This window comes from Rhizobium sp. SL42, from assembly GCF_021729845.1.
Taxonomy (GTDB): Bacteria; Pseudomonadota; Alphaproteobacteria; order Rhizobiales; family Rhizobiaceae; genus Allorhizobium.
This window is the reverse complement of sequence record NZ_CP063399.1, coordinates 134470-153201: the sequence shown is the minus strand read 5'-3', so window position 1 is coordinate 153201 and position 18732 is coordinate 134470. Positions and strand designations below refer to the sequence as shown.

At 57.9% G+C, this 18732-nt stretch carries 11 protein-coding genes and 5 pseudogenes; 10 read left to right on the top strand and 6 right to left on the bottom strand.

The window, feature by feature from the left end; all coding sequences use genetic code 11:
• The first annotated feature begins 198 nt into the window (after positions 1-198).
• The 6 genes and pseudogenes from IM739_RS23030 to IM739_RS23005 all read left to right on the top strand — a co-directional run bounded on the left by IM739_RS23030 (position 199) and on the right by IM739_RS23005 (position 6241).
• Positions 199-1333 (top strand): annotated as a pseudogene (locus IM739_RS23030) (IS110 family transposase).
• A gap of 325 nt (positions 1334-1658) precedes the next feature.
• Positions 1659-1907, top strand: coding sequence for a helix-turn-helix domain-containing protein (locus IM739_RS23025; protein WP_237371962.1), 249 nt, complete (start codon positions 1659-1661; stop codon positions 1905-1907).
• A 94-nt stretch (positions 1908-2001) separates the two neighbouring features.
• Positions 2002-3204, top strand: coding sequence for an adenylate/guanylate cyclase domain-containing protein (locus tag IM739_RS23020; protein ID WP_237371961.1), 1203 nt, complete (start codon positions 2002-2004; stop codon positions 3202-3204).
• Positions 3205-3416: 212 nt separating this feature from the next.
• Positions 3417-3758: an IS66-like element accessory protein TnpA gene (gene tnpA, locus IM739_RS23015; protein WP_237371960.1), complete on the top strand. Its 342-nt coding sequence runs from the start codon at positions 3417-3419 to the stop codon at positions 3756-3758.
• A gap of 314 nt (positions 3759-4072) precedes the next feature.
• A complete protein-coding gene (locus IM739_RS23010; RefSeq protein ID WP_237371959.1) occupies positions 4073-5578 on the top strand; it encodes a sensor domain-containing diguanylate cyclase in 1506 nt (501 codons plus the stop codon).
• A 342-nt stretch (positions 5579-5920) separates the two neighbouring features.
• Complete coding sequence (locus IM739_RS23005) at positions 5921-6241, top strand: ArsR/SmtB family transcription factor (protein WP_237371958.1); 321 nt, start codon at positions 5921-5923, stop codon at positions 6239-6241.
• A 263-nt stretch (positions 6242-6504) separates the two neighbouring features.
• On the opposite strand, the pseudogene IM739_RS23000 reads toward IM739_RS23005, so the two are convergent.
• The 5 genes and pseudogenes from IM739_RS23000 to IM739_RS22980 all read right to left on the bottom strand — a co-directional run.
• Positions 6505-7194, bottom strand: a pseudogene (locus tag IM739_RS23000) (IS3 family transposase); the annotation flags it as partial.
• Positions 7194-8117, bottom strand: a pseudogene (locus IM739_RS22995) (IS110 family transposase); the annotation flags it as partial. The pseudogenes IM739_RS22995 and IM739_RS23000, both read right to left, overlap by 1 nt.
• A 162-nt stretch (positions 8118-8279) precedes the next feature.
• On the bottom strand, positions 8280-10445 hold the full coding sequence (locus tag IM739_RS22990; protein WP_237371956.1) for a bifunctional diguanylate cyclase/phosphodiesterase: 2166 nt from the start codon (positions 10443-10445) through the stop codon (positions 8280-8282).
• 378 nt (positions 10446-10823) lie between these two features.
• Positions 10824-11300 (bottom strand): chemotaxis protein CheW, encoded by a 477-nt coding sequence (locus tag IM739_RS22985; RefSeq protein ID WP_237371955.1) that lies wholly within the window; start codon positions 11298-11300, stop codon positions 10824-10826.
• Positions 11300-13225: a methyl-accepting chemotaxis protein gene (locus tag IM739_RS22980; protein ID WP_237371954.1), complete on the bottom strand. Its 1926-nt coding sequence runs from the start codon at positions 13223-13225 to the stop codon at positions 11300-11302. The genes IM739_RS22985 and IM739_RS22980 overlap by 1 nt, the downstream gene beginning before the upstream one ends.
• 705 nt (positions 13226-13930) lie before the next feature.
• Here IM739_RS22980 and IM739_RS22975 point away from each other — a divergent pair.
• The 4 genes and pseudogenes from IM739_RS22975 (at position 13931) to IM739_RS22960 (ending at position 17999) form a co-directional block, all read left to right on the top strand.
• The gene (locus IM739_RS22975) at positions 13931-14941 is read left to right on the top strand and encodes an IS30 family transposase (protein ID WP_237368082.1); all 1011 of its coding nucleotides are present in this window, start codon (positions 13931-13933) and stop codon (positions 14939-14941) included.
• A 355-nt stretch (positions 14942-15296) separates the two neighbouring features.
• Positions 15297-15500: pseudogene (locus tag IM739_RS22970) on the top strand (helix-turn-helix domain-containing protein); the annotation flags it as partial.
• A gap of 253 nt (positions 15501-15753) precedes the next feature.
• A complete protein-coding gene (locus IM739_RS22965) occupies positions 15754-17766 on the top strand; it encodes a HAMP domain-containing methyl-accepting chemotaxis protein (protein WP_237371953.1) in 2013 nt (670 codons plus the stop codon).
• Positions 17766-17999, top strand: a complete 234-nt coding sequence (locus IM739_RS22960) for a hypothetical protein (protein ID WP_237371952.1) — start codon at positions 17766-17768, stop codon at positions 17997-17999. The genes IM739_RS22965 and IM739_RS22960 overlap by 1 nt, the downstream gene beginning before the upstream one ends.
• Before the next feature lie 393 nt (positions 18000-18392).
• Here IM739_RS22960 and IM739_RS22955 read toward each other — a convergent pair.
• Positions 18393-18712, bottom strand: a pseudogene (locus IM739_RS22955) (integrase core domain-containing protein); the annotation flags it as partial.
• Between the last annotated feature and the right edge of the window lie 20 nt (positions 18713-18732).

Below are 18732 nucleotides of genomic sequence, written 5' to 3'. Positions count from 1 at the left end.
GCCGACCTCGTTGCCGCCGTCCAGCTACAGCGTGTTGAAGGAGAGCATTGACAGCTTATGTTTGTCTGGTCTGGACATTGTGTGACCCCTGCCTTTGCGTAGGGCCGTCTTCGAGCCTGAGGTGGCTCCGCCCTACACCGGTCTTCCGAGGGAGTGCTCGGACGGGCCGAGCCGATCCTCATAACAGGAGGACGAGCCGTGGCAGATTATAGAGAAGCTTTTGTCGGAATCGATGTCGCCAAGCTGAAGAATGCGATTGCTGTTGCCGAACCCGGCCGGGACGGAGAGGTCCGCTATTTCGGCGAGGTTGATGCATCCGATACCAGCATGGGCCGCACAATCCAGCGAATAAACGCGAAGTTTGATCACGTACATTGCTGCTACGAGGCGTGCCCGACGGGTTACGGCCTCCATCGGCTGATCCCGTCGCTTGGTCATGGATGTATGGTTGTCGCCCCGTCGTTGATCCCGAGGAAGCCTGGCGACCGGGTGAAGACGAGCCGTCGCGATACGCTTGCGCTCGCCCGACTATTGAGCGCTGGCGAGCTAACGGCGGTGTGGGTTCCCGACGAGGGCCATGAAGCTATGCGCGATCTTGTTCGTGCTCGAGCTGCTGCTGTCGAGGCATTACGGGTTCACCGGCAACAGATAAGTGCCTTTGTGCTCAAACAAAGTCGGATCTATCCACGCAAGAAGGGCTGGACGATGCGCTACCTGCGTTGACTGTAGGAGCAACAGTTCGAGCATCTGGCGCATCAAATAGCACTTCAGGAAATGGTCGAGGCGGTGCGCGTCTCGAAAGAGCGCGTCGAATGGTTGGAGAAGGTGATCGAGGAGTTCATTCCGACCTGGTCGCTGGCCCCAGTCGTTCGAGCTCTGCAGACGTTGCGAGGGGTGGATTTGTTCGTCGCCGTCGCCGTCGCCGTCGCCGTCGTCGTCGCCACGGAGGTCGGAAACGTGACCCGATTTGAAAGCCCCCGCCAATTATGGGCTACCGCGGTTTGGTTCCTGGTGAGCGATCAGCGAGTGAGACGGTCAGACGCGACTCAATCACCAAGGCAGACAACGGTCGGGTTCGGCACATGCTGGTCGAGAGAGTGCTTGGACATATCGCCATCCGCCAAAGGTTGGCGCGAGGAAACTGCACCGTCTGGAGCAAGTGCCTCCGAAAGTGCGGGAGATAGCATGGAAGGCTCAGAGCCGGTTGACGGCTCGTTATCGAACGTTGACCGGACGAGGAAAGCGAACGACGGTGGTTTGTACCGCCATTGCCCGTGAGCTGAGTGGCTTCATGTGGGCCGTTGCGAGGGAGGCGCAGTCGATCAGGTCGTAGATCGACCCATCGAACTTGCACCTCGCGCATGGGCGGGGGCGGAACAACGGCAGGGGAACACCCGTCAGACGCTTTGTGGCCGGCATTCGACCGACGCCGGACTCTATGGTCTTCACCCGGGCCGGTGATCGAGGCATTTCCGGGTGAAACCCTTGATAGACTGATATCGACGCTTTCAAAAGCGGCGCAGTTCGGACGAGAGCTTTGGTTCTCGCTACATACGCAGGCGAAGCCAAGTATTTCCGGGCTGGTCCTTCGGTGGCAGGGTCTGTCTACGCCCACTGCCTTGGTCGCCTGGGGAGACGATCTGGAGGCTCTGAGGACGATGACGCAAATCTCCGATCGATTGGCTAACCCCGATGACCTGAGGAGGCCCGACAAGCTCGGCCTTACCTTGCGTGAGCTCCAGATCGTAGCTCTGATCGCCGAAGGGCATACCTCCGTCGAGGTTGGTCGGCTGTGTAGAATCGCCGATGCGACGGTGAACATCCACATAGCAAATGCCATGCTGAAGACCGGTGCCAAGAACAGAATGCATCTGATCGCCAGCACACTTAGGGCCGGCATTGTTTGACCGATGCAGGGATGTAATTGTTGCGCCTCGACGATAAATGATACATTCGGCGATCGAAGCCACGACACCTGTCGCTTATGCGAGAGGAGGGGACATGCGACAGGATCGGGCGGCGCATAGCGGCACCTTAGTTAAAGAGGATGAAATTCTTCAATGGCTGCTGGTCGGAACCCGTACCGAACTTAGCTTAGAGAAGATCTTTGTGGATTTGTGTGTCAAGCTAGCGAGTTCCGGTCTTCCGCTTGCGCGAGCATCTCTTCACTTTAGAACTCACAATCCGGAATGGTTGGGGTCTCGCATTCTATGGCAGGCGGCAATTCTGGGTTGTAGAACTGAAAGCGTTGCCTACGAAGTGGAAGAAACAACAGCTTTTACCCTCAGTCCTTTCAAAACGATAATAGACGGTGCGGACGAAGTCCGGCAGCATCTTGAAAAAGCGCTGCCTGGCTCAAAGGAATATCCCATCTACACGGGACTTCGGACGGAAGGTCTAACCGACTATATCGCGTTACCGCTCGATCACACGGGTGACAGGCGACATCTCGTTACCTTCTTGAGCGATGTTCCAGGCGGCTTTCGTTCACAGCACATCAGCACTCTCAGAGGACTGCTCCCGGCCCTGGCGCTCGTTACCGAAATTCGCTTGAAGAACCAGTTAGCCAAAACCCTGCTGGATACCTATGTCGGCCCCCGTGCAGGTAACCAGATCTTGGAAGGCGTCACGAGGCGAGGCAGTGGAGCTACCGTGAATGCGGGAATCATGATGTGCGATCTTAGAAATTTTACGGCACTATCCTGTAAGCTGAGCCGCGACGAGACGATCAGTCTTCTGAACGGATATTTCGACGCTCTGGCCGAGCCAATTCAGGCCAATGGAGGAGAGATCTTGAAATTTATGGGAGATGGGGTGCTGGCGATCTTCCCTCTCGAAAATGTCACTATCTGCCAAGCGATGATCAGGGCGATTGACGAAGCGAGAGTGTCGCTTGCGGCGATGAATGAGCGAAATTTAGAGTGCGGCCGAACTGTGGTCGGCTACGGTATCGGTGTCCATGTCGGCGAAGTCATGTATGGCAACATCGGGTCGCGGAACAGGTTGGATTTTACAGTGATCGGGCCTGCTGTAAACACGGCCTCCCGCATCGAGGGCTTGGCGAAGGAACTTAAATGCACGGTTCTATGCTCTGACGCCTTCGTCAGATTAGCGGGTTGCCAAGACCGTTCGGAATATATGGGGAATCATTTGCTTCGGGGCATCGACCAGCCAATCGGCGTCTATTCTCTCTTTAGGGAATAGGAAGCGAGGAGGCATCATCCTTTCTGCATTTAAAATGCTTATCAACCGGGTGTTCATCGGCAATCTGCGTATTCCAGTGATCGCACCGCCTGCCGCCTCGTAAGCCTCGATCCCGACGAACTGTATCCCTCCGGCGTGGACCGCCTTGCGAGTTTTTGGCGATATCGTGTTTTGCGCTCTTGAGAGTGGACTTAAGAGCGCAATGAGGAACTATGGCACAGGCCATTTTGCTGACGGGTCAAGAGCGGCGTCGTCGTTGGTCACCGGATGATCGACTGAAAATTCTTGAGGCAGCATTTGCCCCGGGGGCAAATGTCTCGGAAGTAGCGCGTCGTTTTGATGTTTCGACGGGGCTGCTTTACACGTGGCGGCGCCAAGCGCTGTCTGTGAAAGATGGTCCCGCTTTCGTGCCGGCGACTGTCTTGGACGTTCCTGGCAGCGGCGACGGTGGTGCGGCGACTATTGTTGTGGACTTTGCGAACGGTACGAGGGTGAGGGTTGCGTCCGGTGCGCCTTGTGATCTTGCCGCAGCAGTGATGCGAGCGCTCAAATGATCCCGATCAGTTCGAGCGTGCGCGTTTGGATTGCGAGCGGCCGTTGCGATAGAACGAGCGAAGCGGCCGAATTTCCAGACCACCTCTGTTTCGGCCGAAATACATAGCAGCCGGGCTCGGATTAGAGAACATTTAATTAGGCGGTGCGATACTTCGCCCTGATTGAATTGAAGATTCTGCGGCGTGACGCAGAGACAGAATGGACTGGGTCAGTTTGTCGGATGGTGAGGACGGAACTCGAGAAATCTTGGCTGGAATGTGGTTCCGGCGAGCCGCTTCAAGCACTCGCCCGCCTCCGATCCGTTGATGTTGTCGTGACTGCACAAAACGACCCGCAGTTGCTGTTTCGCTACGAGTGGCTACAGGGTTGGATTTTGTTCCAGCTGGGAGAGACCGAACAAGCCTTCGAACATGTCCAAACGGCACGCAGCCTATCGGAAACCCTTGATCACTCCTCGCAAGCGAGCGCATTGACACTGGGGGCGTGGATCCTGTCCAACCTCGGTCTTTCGGACGAAAGCTATTCGGTCGCCCGCGCGGCTGTCAATCTGGCTGAAACCGGCGACAACAACTTCGCGTTGGCGCTGGCCCTACACGTCTCCGCACTCATCGCCTGGATGGGAGGCGACATTCCACTGTCGCTGGACACTTCGCAGCGGGCTATTGCGATCGCCCGAACACTTGCCGACACCCATGTCCTTTGCTGGTGTCTGTTCGGGCGTGGGTGCATGGTGGCCGACGAGGCTAGGGAAGCGCGCCAAAACGGCGACGACACCATTTTCATTTCGGGTCACGAGGAAGCGATTGCGCTTACCGACGAATCTTTGGCGCTGTCACGCGACAATTCAGACAGCTGGGCGCGTCGCGTCTCCCTTACCAACAAAGCTGAATACTCTTGTTATATTGGGCGCTTTCAGGAAGCACACGGCGCCCTTGAAGAATGGACGATGGTGAAGGGACCTGTCTCCAATCGTCGCAGGATCCAGTATCTCAAGACTTATGCGGAAATCCTGCAGCGGGAAGGCCGCATCGGGGAGGCGCGCGAATATTGCGAGCAGGCCGTTCAGTTGACGGCCGACATTGGAACGGCCGATCTGAAACATCTGTGCACCAAAGCACTTTCGGAAATCCACGAAGCGATGGGTGACTTCGAGAAGGCGCTTCAACTTCATAAACGATTCTTCCGGGAGGTTCAGCAATTCGAGGGCGAGAAGGTCAAAAGCCGCGCGCGCGTGGCCGAAATCTTCTACGAGGCGGAAAAGCTCCGCCAATTGGCCGAAATGACCAGCCGGATCGCGGAGCAGTCCAAGCGGGACGCTTTGACGGACCCACTCACCGGCGTTGCCAATCGCCGTTGGATGGAACAGGACTTCGATGGTCTGATTGCCAGCGGCACCCCGTTCGCCGTGGTTTTCGCCGACCTTGATCACTTCAAAGCGGTTAACGACGAGTATTCTCATGCCGTTGGCGACGAAGTCATCAAGGCCTTTGCCAATATGGTCTCGACTTGCTTCCGCGCCAGCGATCTGGTCGCCCGTATCGGGGGTGAGGAATTTGTGATCCTGGTCAGCGACGCGCAGGAGCACGACCTGCCATTAATTGGCGACAAGCTCCTGCGATGCACGCGTAGCTATGAATGGACGCGCATCGCCCCCGGCCTCAAGATAACAACCAGCATCGGCCTGGCGTGTTCCAAGGAAGTCGTCGGACGGGATGCCTTGCTGGCCCTGGCGGACGCCAGACTATATCGTGCGAAGACCACGGGACGTGACCGCTATGTGTCCGAGGGAGAACTACCCTCGATTTTGCACGCAGTGTAGCACGGTGTTGGTTGTCGCGTGAGTTTAAGCAACTTTTCCATTTCGCTGTGATCCGGTCAGGAAGCGAAAAGGTGTTTGCAGACAGTTTATTGCAACGAATTCGGTGGGTGAACGCGAAACGGAAAATGGGTCAAATCCTGCTGAAACTCAACACACGGGCTCAAACCGTGGCGCCTGGTCGAAATAAAAAGGTGGCGTAGTAGAGAACATGGCCTTTCCCACCCTGCTGATCACGTTTCTGGCGCGGCTCGTCGTGAATGCTGATCAAGCTTGCTCTTAATTAATTATTTACCATACTTTAATATTCTAGGTAGAATTATTGTACGGTAACTAGGTGGCATTATGTCGATAGCACTTCGAAATATTACGGATCCAGGCCATCCGAAATCCAAAATGATGGATCTGGAAAAAGCTGCAGAATTGTTCTGGAGCATCTCGAACCCCATCAGACTCGGCGCGCTTCTTCGATTGATGGAGCGAGAGTGGTCGGTGAACGAACTGGCGACTGATCTAAACATCAGCCAGTCTGCGCTGTCACAGCACCTCTCCAAGCTGCGTCAATCTGACGTTGTGCGCGCACGAAGAAATAGGCAAACGATATTCTACCGCTGCTGCGATCCATTGGTTATGCACCTGCTCGCTGAAGTGGGTCTGTCTCGTTGACGGCTCATTTGTTTGGCGAGGATGCTCGGTAGCAATGAGTCACTGAAAGCCCTGGCCAATCTTGAGGTAGGTCGACCTGCTGCCGAGGCTCAAGCAGATTTTCACCTTTCTCGCGGCGACTATTTTCTTATCAATATATTGAAATCTCATTGGGACGTGCGTTTCGATGAACGCCGAAAATGAATAATTAGGAGCCTCTATCAGAGGTGGCTCGGTTTGTCTGAACAGTTTCGGGCGCTTTGCTAAGTGGATTTCCGCCTCGATTATGCCGCCACCATCATTGGCGTCAGCGCGTTGAAGAAGGCCTGATCCGGCGTCTTCCGGTCAAGGGATGAATGTGGACGTCGACTATTGTAGAAGTTCAGATATCGGCCGATGCCAGCGCGAGCCTCTGACACAGTCTTGTAGGCGTGGAGATAGACCTCCTCGTATTTGATCGACCGCCAAAGCCGCTCGACGAAGACGTTGTCTCGCCATGCGCCCTTGCCGTCCATAGAGATGGCGATCTCAGCCTTCTTCAGCACGGCAGCGAAGTCCACCGAGGTGAACTGCGAACCCTGGTCGGTGTTGAAGATGTCGGGCTTGCCATAACGGGCCAGCGCCTCCTCGACCGCCTCTATGCAGAAAGCGGCTTCCATCGTGATCGACAGCCGCCATGACAGAACCCTCCGGCTGAACCAGTCGACGACAGCGCAGAGATAGACGAAGCCCCGCGCCATCGGAATATATGTCAGGTCCATCGCCCAGACCTGATTGGGTCTGGTCACCGCCAGCTTGCGCAGGAGATAAGGATAGATTTTATGACCTGGTGCCGGCTTCGAGGTGTTCGGGCGACGGTAAATTGCCTCAATGCCCATCTTCTTCATCAGCGTGGCGACGTGAAGCCGCCCGACATTCAACCCTTCTCCTCTCAAAAGCCATTGCAACATCCGACTTCCGGCAAAAGGGTAGTCTTCAGATGCTCATACTGGACGCGCAGCCGCGGATCGGTGGCGATGGCAGGTGCGACCGCTTCCACGAACGCCCAGCGTAGCCACTTGTTGCCCTGCTTGATGATCTTGCCGTGGAAGGTCTTGCCGCCGGAGGAATAGGTCGACGGTACAAGCCCGGCGTAGGCGGCAAGCTTCTTGGCATTCCGGAAGCGGCTGATGTCGTCAATCTCCGCATCGATCAGCCGGGCGAAGAACTCACCGATGCCGGGGATTGTCTTCAACAGCTTCACATTGGCATTGGCCTTGGTCATCGCCCGGATCGTCGTCTCCGACTGCTTGATCCGTTCATTGATGTCACCGATGAAGTCGAGACCACGATCGATCTGGATGCGGTCGATCTCCGAGACTTTCACTTGCGCCAGCTGGACGCGGCCGGTCTTGCCGAACAGGTCACCGAGCTTCCTCAGCAGTGCTGTCTGCTCCGGATAGCGATCAAAGACGGTAACGACCCGGTTCTTCGTCATCGTGCGCAGCCGCACGTAGAACATCCGCTCGCGCAGCGCGACGCGAAGGTCGCGCGATCTCTCGCTTGGTGCCCAGGCTTCCGGAACCAGGTCGGCTCGCAGTAGATGCGCCAAGACCGTGGCGTCGATCTTGTCTGTCTTGATCTTGGCATCGGCAATTGCCTTCACCTTCAACGGGTGGGCGAGAACGACATCATCGCAAATGTCGTCGAGCCAGTCGTACATCACCATCCAGTTGCGCGTCGCCTCGACAACCGCGTGGCTGTTCTCGCGGTAGCATTCGAGAAAGCCGCCGAGCGACTGGCGATCGTTCTTCACCCGGCCGGATCTGAGCGTTTTACCCGCCGAATCCTGCACCACCAGATGGCTGTAGGATTTGTGGTAGTCCACGCCGATATGGTATTCATAAGAGGCAGTCATGCTTCCAACTCCCTTGTTGAGATCTTGCAAACCCCAATAGGATAAGCCGAAAGGCTGGAAGTGTGACTGTCCCTCGATCATCATCTGCATCTCAGGGATCTGTTCTCTCAACGGGCGCGGCCTCTTTCATGCCACCTCCTGTTCCCGGCATCTAAGCCGAAGTCAGGCAGAATTCCACTTATCCCCGCTGTGCAGATTTCCCGAGCCACCTCTAACCTCTTCTTGCGTCAGTTTCCTGGAAATCTCGTCGGCCGACATCGGCTTGCCGACGAGATAACCCTGGAACTGATCGCAGCCGATGTCTCGCAGTATCGCTGCCTGGTGCGGGTTCTCGATACCCTCGGCGGTTACAGGGATGTCGAGGGCCGTTGCCAAGGCCACCGTCGCTCGAAGAACTTCAATCCCGTTTTCGTTCTCCTCCAGGCCTGACACAAGCGAGCGGTCGATCTTCATGCGATCGAAGCCGAACTGACGCAACGCGCCGATGCTTGCATAGCCGCAGCCGAAATCGTCAAGCGCGAACTTGATGCCAACCTGCCGGAGCTGGTCTATCGACCGGCGCGCCTGCTCGGGATTTGACATCAGTACACCTTCGGTTATCTCCAGAGTAAGGCGGTTAGGATCGAAATCGCCCCCCCGGAGCACGGCAATCACATTCGCGGCAAAGTCGGGATTGCATAACTGGACTGGCGAGACGTTGACCGACAAGGCCAGGTCTGGCCAGTTCTTTGCGTGACGGATCGAGGTTCGCAGCATGTGAACGCCGAGCGCATCGATGAGACCGGACCTTTCGGCAAGTGGAATGAAGACCTCCGGACTGATGTTCCCGGCGGCGCCGCGCCAACGCGCCAACGCCTCAAGCCCAATGACCTCCCCCGTCAAAGCCGAAACGAGAGGCTGGAACGCGGGCTCGATTGTGCCGCTGTCTATGGCTGTTCGCAATTCGCTTTCCAACTCAGCGACGCGCTGGCGTTCTCGATCGAGCTCTATATCGTAGACGACTGCCTGTGCCTTCCCGTTCTCCTTGGCACGGTAGAGGGCCATATCGGCTCTGCGGAGCAGTTCCAACGCTGCCACATTCCCGGTTCGAGCGGCAACCCCAATGCTAGCTCCGACTTCGATTGTCCGTCCGGCGACCCTGAATGGCGCGCCAAAGAGTGCCAGGATGGCTTTTTCTATCTCGCGGTGGCCAACCGATCCGATCTGCACCAGCGCGAACTCGTCGCCACCGAGCCGCGCCGTGGCCAGGATTTCCGGATGGCAGGCCCGCAGTGCATTGGCGACAATTCGGATCAGTTCGTCCCCAACCGCATGCCCCCAGGCGTCGTTGACAGCCTTGAAGCCATCGAGATCGATCAGGTAAAGCGATACGGGCTCCGAGACCTCCAACTGTTCCAGCGCATTAAGCAGTCCGTGCCTGTTGAGCAGACCGCTCAGGCTATCGTGGGTTGCTTCAAAACGAGCGGTTTCCGCCAGTCGGCGAAGGCGTGTCGCCTCAGACGCGCCAGCGAGAAGGACAGCCACCAGAAACAGGGCGAGGATTGAAGCGGCTGCAACCACATCGGAATGAACTTCGTTCAGGACAGCGTTTCCAGGAGCCCCGCTCGGCCAGACGAGGTAGGCGATAGGAATACCTTTCTTGTCCTTGATCGGGGCGCTTAAGAGTCCTGGCTCGGGGGCTGATTGAAGCCGCAAGCCATCCAGTTCGTACTTGTCTGCCAACGCATCGAGGACTTCCGGCGTAATCTCCTTGTAAAAACTAAGCACGCTGAGTTGCGCAGGTTTGGTGCTGATCTCGAAGGGCTGAAGCGCGTGCGACGCGACCAGTGCGACACCGTTCTTTGTCTTGAAAAAATTGACTAGTGGATCCTGTCCCGGGCTTGCGGCGGCTTCGACCTGCCGTCTGAAGGCATCTCCAAAATAAACGCTCGGTTGGAATGGTTGCCCCTTGGCATAGGCAGAGATTGTGCCGCCGTCAGGTCCGACAACGATCGCGCCGTCATAGAGCGGGTAATTCTCGCTTGTTTTCCCCCAATTCTCGTAGGCAAAATCTGCGGCCTCGAGTGAACCGATGGCAGCATAAGCATCATCCCAGACCGCATTGTCTCTCGTCGTCGCGCCCAGTCGTTCTGAGAACTCAGCGATGGCCGTATCGGTCATGTTGATGGCGCGGGCGTCGTCGATATCGTTTGCCGAGAGGGTCATCGTGGCGATGACACGCGTCATAAGCCCGGTGAGCACGAGAGCGACGGCGACAAAAGAGACCGTCACCGCGATGACGGAATAAGTCTGGGCCCGAACGTGTTTGCGAGTCTTGTTGAACGGCATGAAAACTCCGGAAATGAAAAATGAAGATCGTGCCGTCATCTACCTGGCGGCATCAACGTTACCGCGACCGCGAGGGATTGATACTTGCCGTCTGCGTGGCGTTTGTCGGCGTGCTCGCGGCGACGATGGCCAGAGGCTGTCCGCCGCTGTTGGACCGAGCGAGTTTGGCGCACAATGCCTCCAGGAAATTGACTGCCCAGAGCATTTGCTCACGCTCACGTTCTAGCCGCGCTTGGATCTCGGCATCGCTGGATATCCCTGGGAGTTCAACTAAATCGCTGTCTTGCGACCGTTCACAAGGCGGACGTGCGGCGAGGTGAGGCATTTACGAATTCTCTTTCTCTTCAGGATGACGGATGCGATCGTGCGGGGGTGGTTTTAGGCGGCATTCGCCGTTTCATCGAGGCTGGCAAACATGTGATCGAGGTTGAGGAAGCAGACCATGCTGTGTTCGTGGGGGATGATCCCGTATGAGAACGCGGGGTCGAAGCTCGCGGCGAAATCGGGCACCGGCTGGATGCGGTCGGTGCCGATAGACAGGATATCCGAGACCTGATCGACCACCAGGCCGAGAACACCTTGCCCCACCTCAACAACGACGATGGCGCTACGGCTGGTATCGACGGCATTCGGTACGGCGAGTTTGGCTGCAAGGTCGATCACCGGAATGACGGAGCCGCGCAGGTTCATGACGCCGAGGACATGAGGCGGTGCGTGGGGCAGCGGCGTGGCCGCTGCCCATCCCCGGATTTCCCGGATCGAGGTCGTCTTGATGCAGAACTGTTGGTTGCCAAGATGGAAGGCGATGATTTCCAACGTCGTTTGCTGGCTGGAGGCCGATGTCGTCGCCGCCATCAGAACTCCTCCCACGAATCAACGGCTGCTGCTGTCGCGGTGCTTCCACGGAAGGCGCCAGCCAGCTTCTGCCCGAGCGCGCGTGCGGGAGAAGCGACCGGCTTGCTGTTGGCGCTGACGCCGCGTGGGCCTGAAGCACCATCGAGCTTGAAGCGGGCAATGAGATCGCGAAGCTTGGCCGCTTCCTGCGCCAGGCTCGAAGCCGCAGCGGTCGATTCTTCCACCATCGCCGCATTCTGCTGCGTGCTCTGGTCCATCGAGTTGACCGCCGTGTTGATTTCGGCAAGCCCGGTGGATTGCTCCTTGGCCGAGACAGCGATCGAGTTCATGTGGCCATTGATCTGGCCGATGAAGCCGCCGATCACATTCAGCGCTTGGCCGGTATCGCGCACCAGCTTGACGCCGCTTTCCACCTCGGTCGTCGAGGTCTGGATCAGCCCCTTGATCTCCTTGGCGGCCTGCGCCGAGCGCTGGGCGAGTTCCCGCACCTCCTGGGCGACGACCGCGAAGCCCTTGCCGGCGTCACCCGCGCGGGCCGCCTCGACGCCGGCATTGAGCGCCAGGAGGTTGGTCTGGAAGGCGATCTCCTCGATGACGCCGATGATGTTGGAGATCTGCTGCGAGCTTTCCTCGATGCGGCGCATCGCCTCCTCGGCATGCGACACCACTTCGGCGGACTTGGCGGCGCTATGGTTCGCTTGGGTCGCAACGTCGCGCGCCTCTTCCGTCAGCTTCGTCGACGAGCCGACATTCGCAACGATCTGGTCGAGAGCAGCGGCAGTTTCCTCCAGCGCGGCAGCCTGCTGTTCCGTACGCTTGGCGAGGTCCTGGGCGCCGGAGGCGATCTCGCGGGTGCCGTTGTCCATCGTGCCGATGCTTTCGGCGATGGAGGACAATGCGGCGCCAAGCTGACGGATCGACTGGTTGAAGTCCTGGCGCAGCGGCTCGAAATCCGGCGCAAAGGTCTCGTCGATCTGGAAGGCGAGGTCGCCGCTCGCGAGCCGCTTCAGGCCGGCAGCTAGATTCTCGGAGGCGAAGCGCAACTCTTCGGCTTCACGCTCGGTGCGGCGCTGCACCTCGGCGCGCTCCGCTTCCTGAACGCTGCGGGATTGGTTGGCTTCCTGTTCGAGACGGGCATTGGCAAGCGCATTCTGACGGAACACCTCGACGGCCTCGGCCATCGCACCGATCTCGTCCTGACGACCGCCGAAGGGAATGGCGCTTGCCGTATCGCCGGAAGCAAGATTGCGCATGGCAGCGGTGATGCGGCTGATCGGGTTGGCGATCCCGGCAACGGCGAAGGCGACGGCGCTCATCGCGACGAGAAGGGCGATACCGCAGAGGACGTAGACGAGATTGAGCGCATTCTCCAGAAGCTGCTGGATAGTTGCGCCGGATTTGGCCGCACCCTCCTTGTTGATGCCGACGATTGTGTCGATCGAACTGGCGATTGCAGCGAAGCGCGGCGCCATTTCCTTGGAAATGATCCGCTTTGCGTCCTCGTCCCTGCTCTCTCTCGAAGCCGCGATCATCTTGTCACTGGCCTCGATCAGCGCACCGGCCGTGTTGCTGATTTTCGCTAGTTCCGCCTTTTCCTCTGTATCTTCGTCGTCAATGAGCGCGGCGTAGTTGTCAACCGCCCCAAGGAACCGGGACTTTTCCTCCTCGATCGTCTTTTCCGACGCAAGTTCCTCCTCATCCGTTGCGGCCAGGACATGCATGTTGAAGGCGATGCGCAGGTCGGACGCAGCCGTATCCATTTCCTTCGAGCGCTCGACGCTCGGCATCCAGTCCTCGATGATCTGGTCACTGTTGACGTCGATCGTCGACAGCGAACTGATCGATACCCAGGAGAGAATACCGGTTAAGAGCACCATCCCGGCGGCGGAGGCGATAAGGGACAGTTTTACACTTGGTCGTTTCATTTCATTTTTCCTTCATTTTCCGCATGACTATTCGCGCCCGACCTCAATCAAAGCCGTGATATTTCCAGCATCGTGTGTTGATTGACGCCCGAATCATTCAAGCGGTGAAGACGGTTTGATGGTGCGGCTGACACCCTCATGCTGCAGGGCGTACCGAGCGAAATCATGCTCGTCATGTGCCTGCGCACGACGACTAAAGAACTCCAAAGGTTAACGGATCCGTCAGATTCCTTGCACGAAAGACACTTGTTGCGCTGATTGGATAAGTGGCGCGGAAAAGGGATGGCTTTGCCCGTCTCAGGTAGACATTTCTGGTCAGGCGTTTGCCGACCGTCTTTTCGTTTCGGATGGATTCTCGTCATGAGTCGCCAGGGCTGAATCCAGCTTAACATACGAGAATTGCAAGGATTTCGCTTAGGTAGCCGTTGTTCCGACCGGCTCGTTTTAGGTGAGCCAATGACCGCGCACGGTCTTTGCCGCTGTTGGTGTGTCTAGTTAGGCCGACGCGAAGACGTGTCCGACCACTTACGCCCGCACGGCCCCAAGCGTATCATGTGTAGACACCGGACTGAGTTGCCGCCTCAATGATCACAAAAAGTTCCATAATACCTGTTATGCGACATTATCTTGTAAGGTGGGTGGGTTCAAGGATGAAGTGCGACTTGCGAATGATACCAATGGGTTGTCACTCGCAAGGAAGCTGCAATGAAACGCACCTACTCCCATATTGATCTCGATGAGCGTCGTAAGATTGCCCGCTGGCGAACGGCTGGGCTGAGTGTCGAGGTCATCGCCGAGAAACTTGGTCGACATCGCTCGACGATCTTTCGTGAGATCAAGCGCAACACGTTCGCCGACAAGGTCGTCCCCGATCTCAATGGCTACTACTGCGTGACGGCGCACGAAATGGCTTGCGAACGGCGGGCCAAGCTCCGGAAGCTGGTGCGCTTCTCGACTGTGAGGCAGTCCGTTATCGACCGGATCATCCATGGTTGGTCGCCGCAGCAAATCGCTGGCCGGATGCGCTTGGAACGGCACCCGATCTCAGTCAGTCACGAAACGATCTACAAGTTCGCATACTCGTCCGACGGACATGCAATCAAGCTGTGGCGTCATCTGCCTGAGCATCGGGCTCGACGGCGACCGCGACATGCAAGACGCAAGTATGGCCAAAGGTTTAGCCCTGAACTGAACATTCTACGCCGTCCGGATGTCGTTGCCGATCGCAAGCAGTTTGGGCATTGGGAATGCGATCTGATCCAGTTTCGCAAGAAGTTCGGCAAGGCCAATATGACGTCCCTCGTGGAGCGAGTCAGCCGCTTTGCCATCTTTCTGCGCAACAATGATCGGCAGTCCCGGCCGGTTATGAACGGACTTGTGCAAGCGCTACAAGCGCTGCCCCACCTCGCCCGCCGCTCAATCACATTCGATCGTGGCACTGAGTTCACCGACTGGCCCTATCTGCAAGCCAGCATCGGCACACAGACCTGGTTTTGTGACCCGCAGTCACCCTGGCAGAAAGGCACGGTTGAGAACACCAACAGGCGAGCGCGGAAATGGCTTTCGAGAGAGGTCGATCCCTTATCCGTGACTGATGCCGATCTGATCGCCATCTGCAATCAGCTCAATGCCACACCGCGCAAATGTCTCGGCTATCGAACGCCGGCAGAAGTCTTCCGCAAGAAACTGCTCGCACAGCTGAGGCATGCCGGATAGCTTCGCCATGCCCGCAAGTCGCGCTTCAACATGAACTCACAGCTAAAGCCGAAGCGGTGTGTCCCACCCGCCCCGATCTGATCTTGCAAGCGGGATCAGCCGCTCAGATCGGGGCTGATCGTCGTGTCGTAGCAAGCCGACCGGACACTTTAGCTTTGCACAATGGCGGACATTCCAACCTTGCCGCCACATATCTGTAGAGAGGGGTACTCGAAAGACCAAAACTCATAACTCCCCTCCGTTTGCCGGAGCGGACCGTCATTCCTTGCCAGGCTACCCGTCAACTATCATCGCCATGTTCCCACAGCGTTCTTCAGTTGGCCAAAATCGTAGCTTCGGGCCGACTGGGCCTCTTAGGGACACAACACCTTCAGCTTATCTGCATGCTATCCGCCTTCGCGGGGCCCGTGGGGATCTTCTCGGTCCTTCAAATCAAGAGACCGTGAAAGACATATGCTTGAAATGGGGCTTCTTTCACTTCGGCCGTTTTTCCGGTGCCTATCGGGAAGCCTATGGGGAAAAACCGTCGGACACTAAAAGACGAACAGCACGAACCTAGTCAAATCGACCCAATATCCAATTTCAGAAGAATTGTCCGAAGTCCGCACCCTTTGCTACCCTAAGGTGGTAAAGGTTAGGCGTTGTTAAGCTTTACAATTGACTAACGGTAACAAGCCTAGTGCTCGCCGACAGGCATGCAACGTCTGCCTCGCTGAGCCTGTCCGCCCCTCGAATGATTCGAGCGGCCATTCCTCAAAATTTTGACCTGGAAGCATGAGGCCTTCCTATCACGGGCCTACAGGAAAACTCGAATGAAACTATCATCCTTTTCACTCAAAGCGTCCCTGACCGGTGCATTCTCGCTGCTGCTCCTCCTGCTCTCCGGCCAGGGCCTTTTCGCGCTTTCGTCGATAGACGGCGTTTACGGCGAGGTTCAGACTTTGGCGAGCAAATGGGTGCCGAGCGTCGACATCGCCAACAAGATCAACATAACGATGGCGGATCTCAGAGGATCGCAGACACGCCTGCTCCTCGCGTCCGATGCATCTGCCGTGGAGAAGACGGAGCATGCCATTGGCGAGGACACGGCCGCGCTTCGCGAGCGAATGTCGACCTATGAAGCCCTGGTTTCTGCGCCGGAGGAGCGAACGACGTACGAGGCGTTCAAGAAAAAGGTGGACGTCTACCTGAAGCTCAATGAACGTGTCGTTGCACACTTCAAAGCTGGGCAACGCGAAGAGGCTGGCAAGCTCGTGTTGGGGGATGTACGCAATGCCTATCTTGTGATGGAGGACCTTATCCAGCACCTCGTTCGGATAAACACCGCCGGAACTGAAAGGAGCCTCGACGACAGTTCCGGCGACTACGCGACCGCCCGCATCGCGGCCTTCGCGTTGCTCGGCATCGCCTGCGTGGTGGGCCTCGGCGCGATGGCCTTTGCGATCGTCGGCGTTTCCCGTCCGATCAATCGGACCACCGACGTCATGCGCATGCTCGCCGACGGCGATCTCTCGGTTGAAATCCCCTTCACCGACAGGACGAACGAAATCGGCGAGATGGCCCGCGCCGTCGAGGTGTTCAAGCAGAACGGCATCAAGGTGCGCGAACTGGACGCGGCGGGCACGGCCAAGCGCCTGAAGGTGACCGAAATGCAGGAGAGCTTAGACGCAGTCATCGCAGCGGCGGCAATGGGTGATTTCTCGCGTCGCGCGTCGGAAGACTTCGGCTATCCGGACCTCAACCGTATCATCGTTGGCCTCAACCGGCTCGTCGCTTCCGTCGATCGCGGCGTTGCCGAAACGCGGCGGGTGGTCTCGGCGCTGGCCGAGGGCGATCTAACGGAAAGCATGCGCGGCGAATTCCAGGGCGCCTTTGGTGAACTCAAGGGCAGCGTCAATACGACGATGGCCAACCTGCGTTCGGTACTCGGCGAGGTCCGTTCTGCCATCGACACGATCAATGGCGGCGCCGGCGAGATGCGCACCGCCTCCGGCGATCTGTCGAAGCGCACCGAGCAGCAGGCAGCCTCGCTGGAGGAGACCTCCTCGGCGCTGGAGGAAATCACCGTCGCGGTCAAGAGCTCGACCGAACTGGCGACAGAGGCCAGCCACATGGTCGACGAAGCGCGCCGCTCGACCGAGCAGTCGAGTGCCGTGGTGAAAGATGCGGTCTCGGCGATGGGGCGGATAGAGCAGGCTTCCGGCGAAATCGGCCGGATCATCAACGTCATTGACGAGATCGCCTTCCAGACCAACCTTTTGGCGCTGAATGCCGGCGTCGAGGCGGCGCGTGCCGGTGATGCCGGCAAAGGTTTTGCCGTCGTCGCCCAGGAAGTCCGTGAACTTGCCCAGCGCTCGGCAGGCGCTGCTAAGGACATCAAGGCGCTGGTCTCCCGCTCAAGCGGCGAGGTTCAGTCGGGCGTCAAGCTGGTAATGGCGACAGGCGAAGCCCTCACCCTAATCCAGAGCCATGTCATCAAGATCAACGAGCACGTCCATTCGATCGCCACTGCTGCCAAGGAACAATCGACCGGCCTTTCCGAGGTCAGCACCGCTGTCAATCAGATGGATCAGGTGACGCAGCAGAATGCGGCGATGGTCGAGGAATCCACCGCCGCCACCAATCGGCTGGCCGAAGAGGCCTCCGGCCTCGCCCGGCTGATCGCCCGCTTCAAGCTCGACGGGTCGGCATCCGCCCCGCGCACCGTCGTCGCCGACAGCAGGCCGGTCCCCTCCCCCGCTCGCGCGCTTGGCCGCAAACTCGCAGGCGCCTTTGGCGGGAAGGGAGCGACCGCGGCTGCCATAGATAGCTGGGAGGAATTCTGATGGAGGCAACAGCCATCGCCCGAGGCCAAGCGACGATGCTGGAGATCATCGCTTTCCATCTCGGCGACCAGCAGTTCTGCATCAAGACCACATCGATCCGGGCAAACCAGATTCAGCCCGTGCCGGATCTTGGAACGTCTTTCGATCCGACCTTCTCCCACGGCATCATCCCGCTCGAACACGGCCTCGACCACATGTTCGAGCGGTTCGAAGACGGGGCACACGCGGCATGAATAACGATCCCGGCCGGAAACGGCCGGGCTCTTCTTAGAAGCATCGAATATTCCAGAAAGACCTTCCGATGAATGGGCTCATCGCATTCCCTCACCTTTAGCCAGCCAACACAAATGGCCCTTCGCAAGCCTCCATTGATTTCGAGACAAACGCGACGCTGAAACAGCACCGACACAATATGCTGCACATTACCAACTATATGGAGGCGCTCTATGCGCGATTGCTCGTATCGGCGCATGGGCGTTCATCAGTCGTGACGATCGGTGAAACAGACTGATCCAAGCGCCTGAGTGTGGGTCCTCCGACCGTGTGAACATTTTGCACGCACTTTCAATCTACCTCTTGAAGAGCTTTGAACCGCACCGGCTTTCCCGGAGACCGTTTGGTTTAAGTTATGCGGCCATCGCGGGCGCGTCCAGCACGGCGTAGTATCTTTCTTCTGCCTCGGCGGGCGGCATGTTGCCGAAGGGTTCCAGAAGGCGGCGATGGTTGAACCAATCGACCCATTCGAGCGTGGCGAACTCCACGGCTTCGAAGTTGCACCACGGTCCTCGCCGATGGATGACCTCGGCCTTGTAAAGACCGTTGATTGTTTCGGCGAGAGCGTTGTCATAACTGTCGCCAACGCTTCCGAAGACGGCTCAATGCCCGCCTCCGCCTCCGCCTCCGCCTCCGCCAGCCGCTCAGAATAGCGAATGGACACGTATTGGGCAGATTCAACCGGTCGCCGCA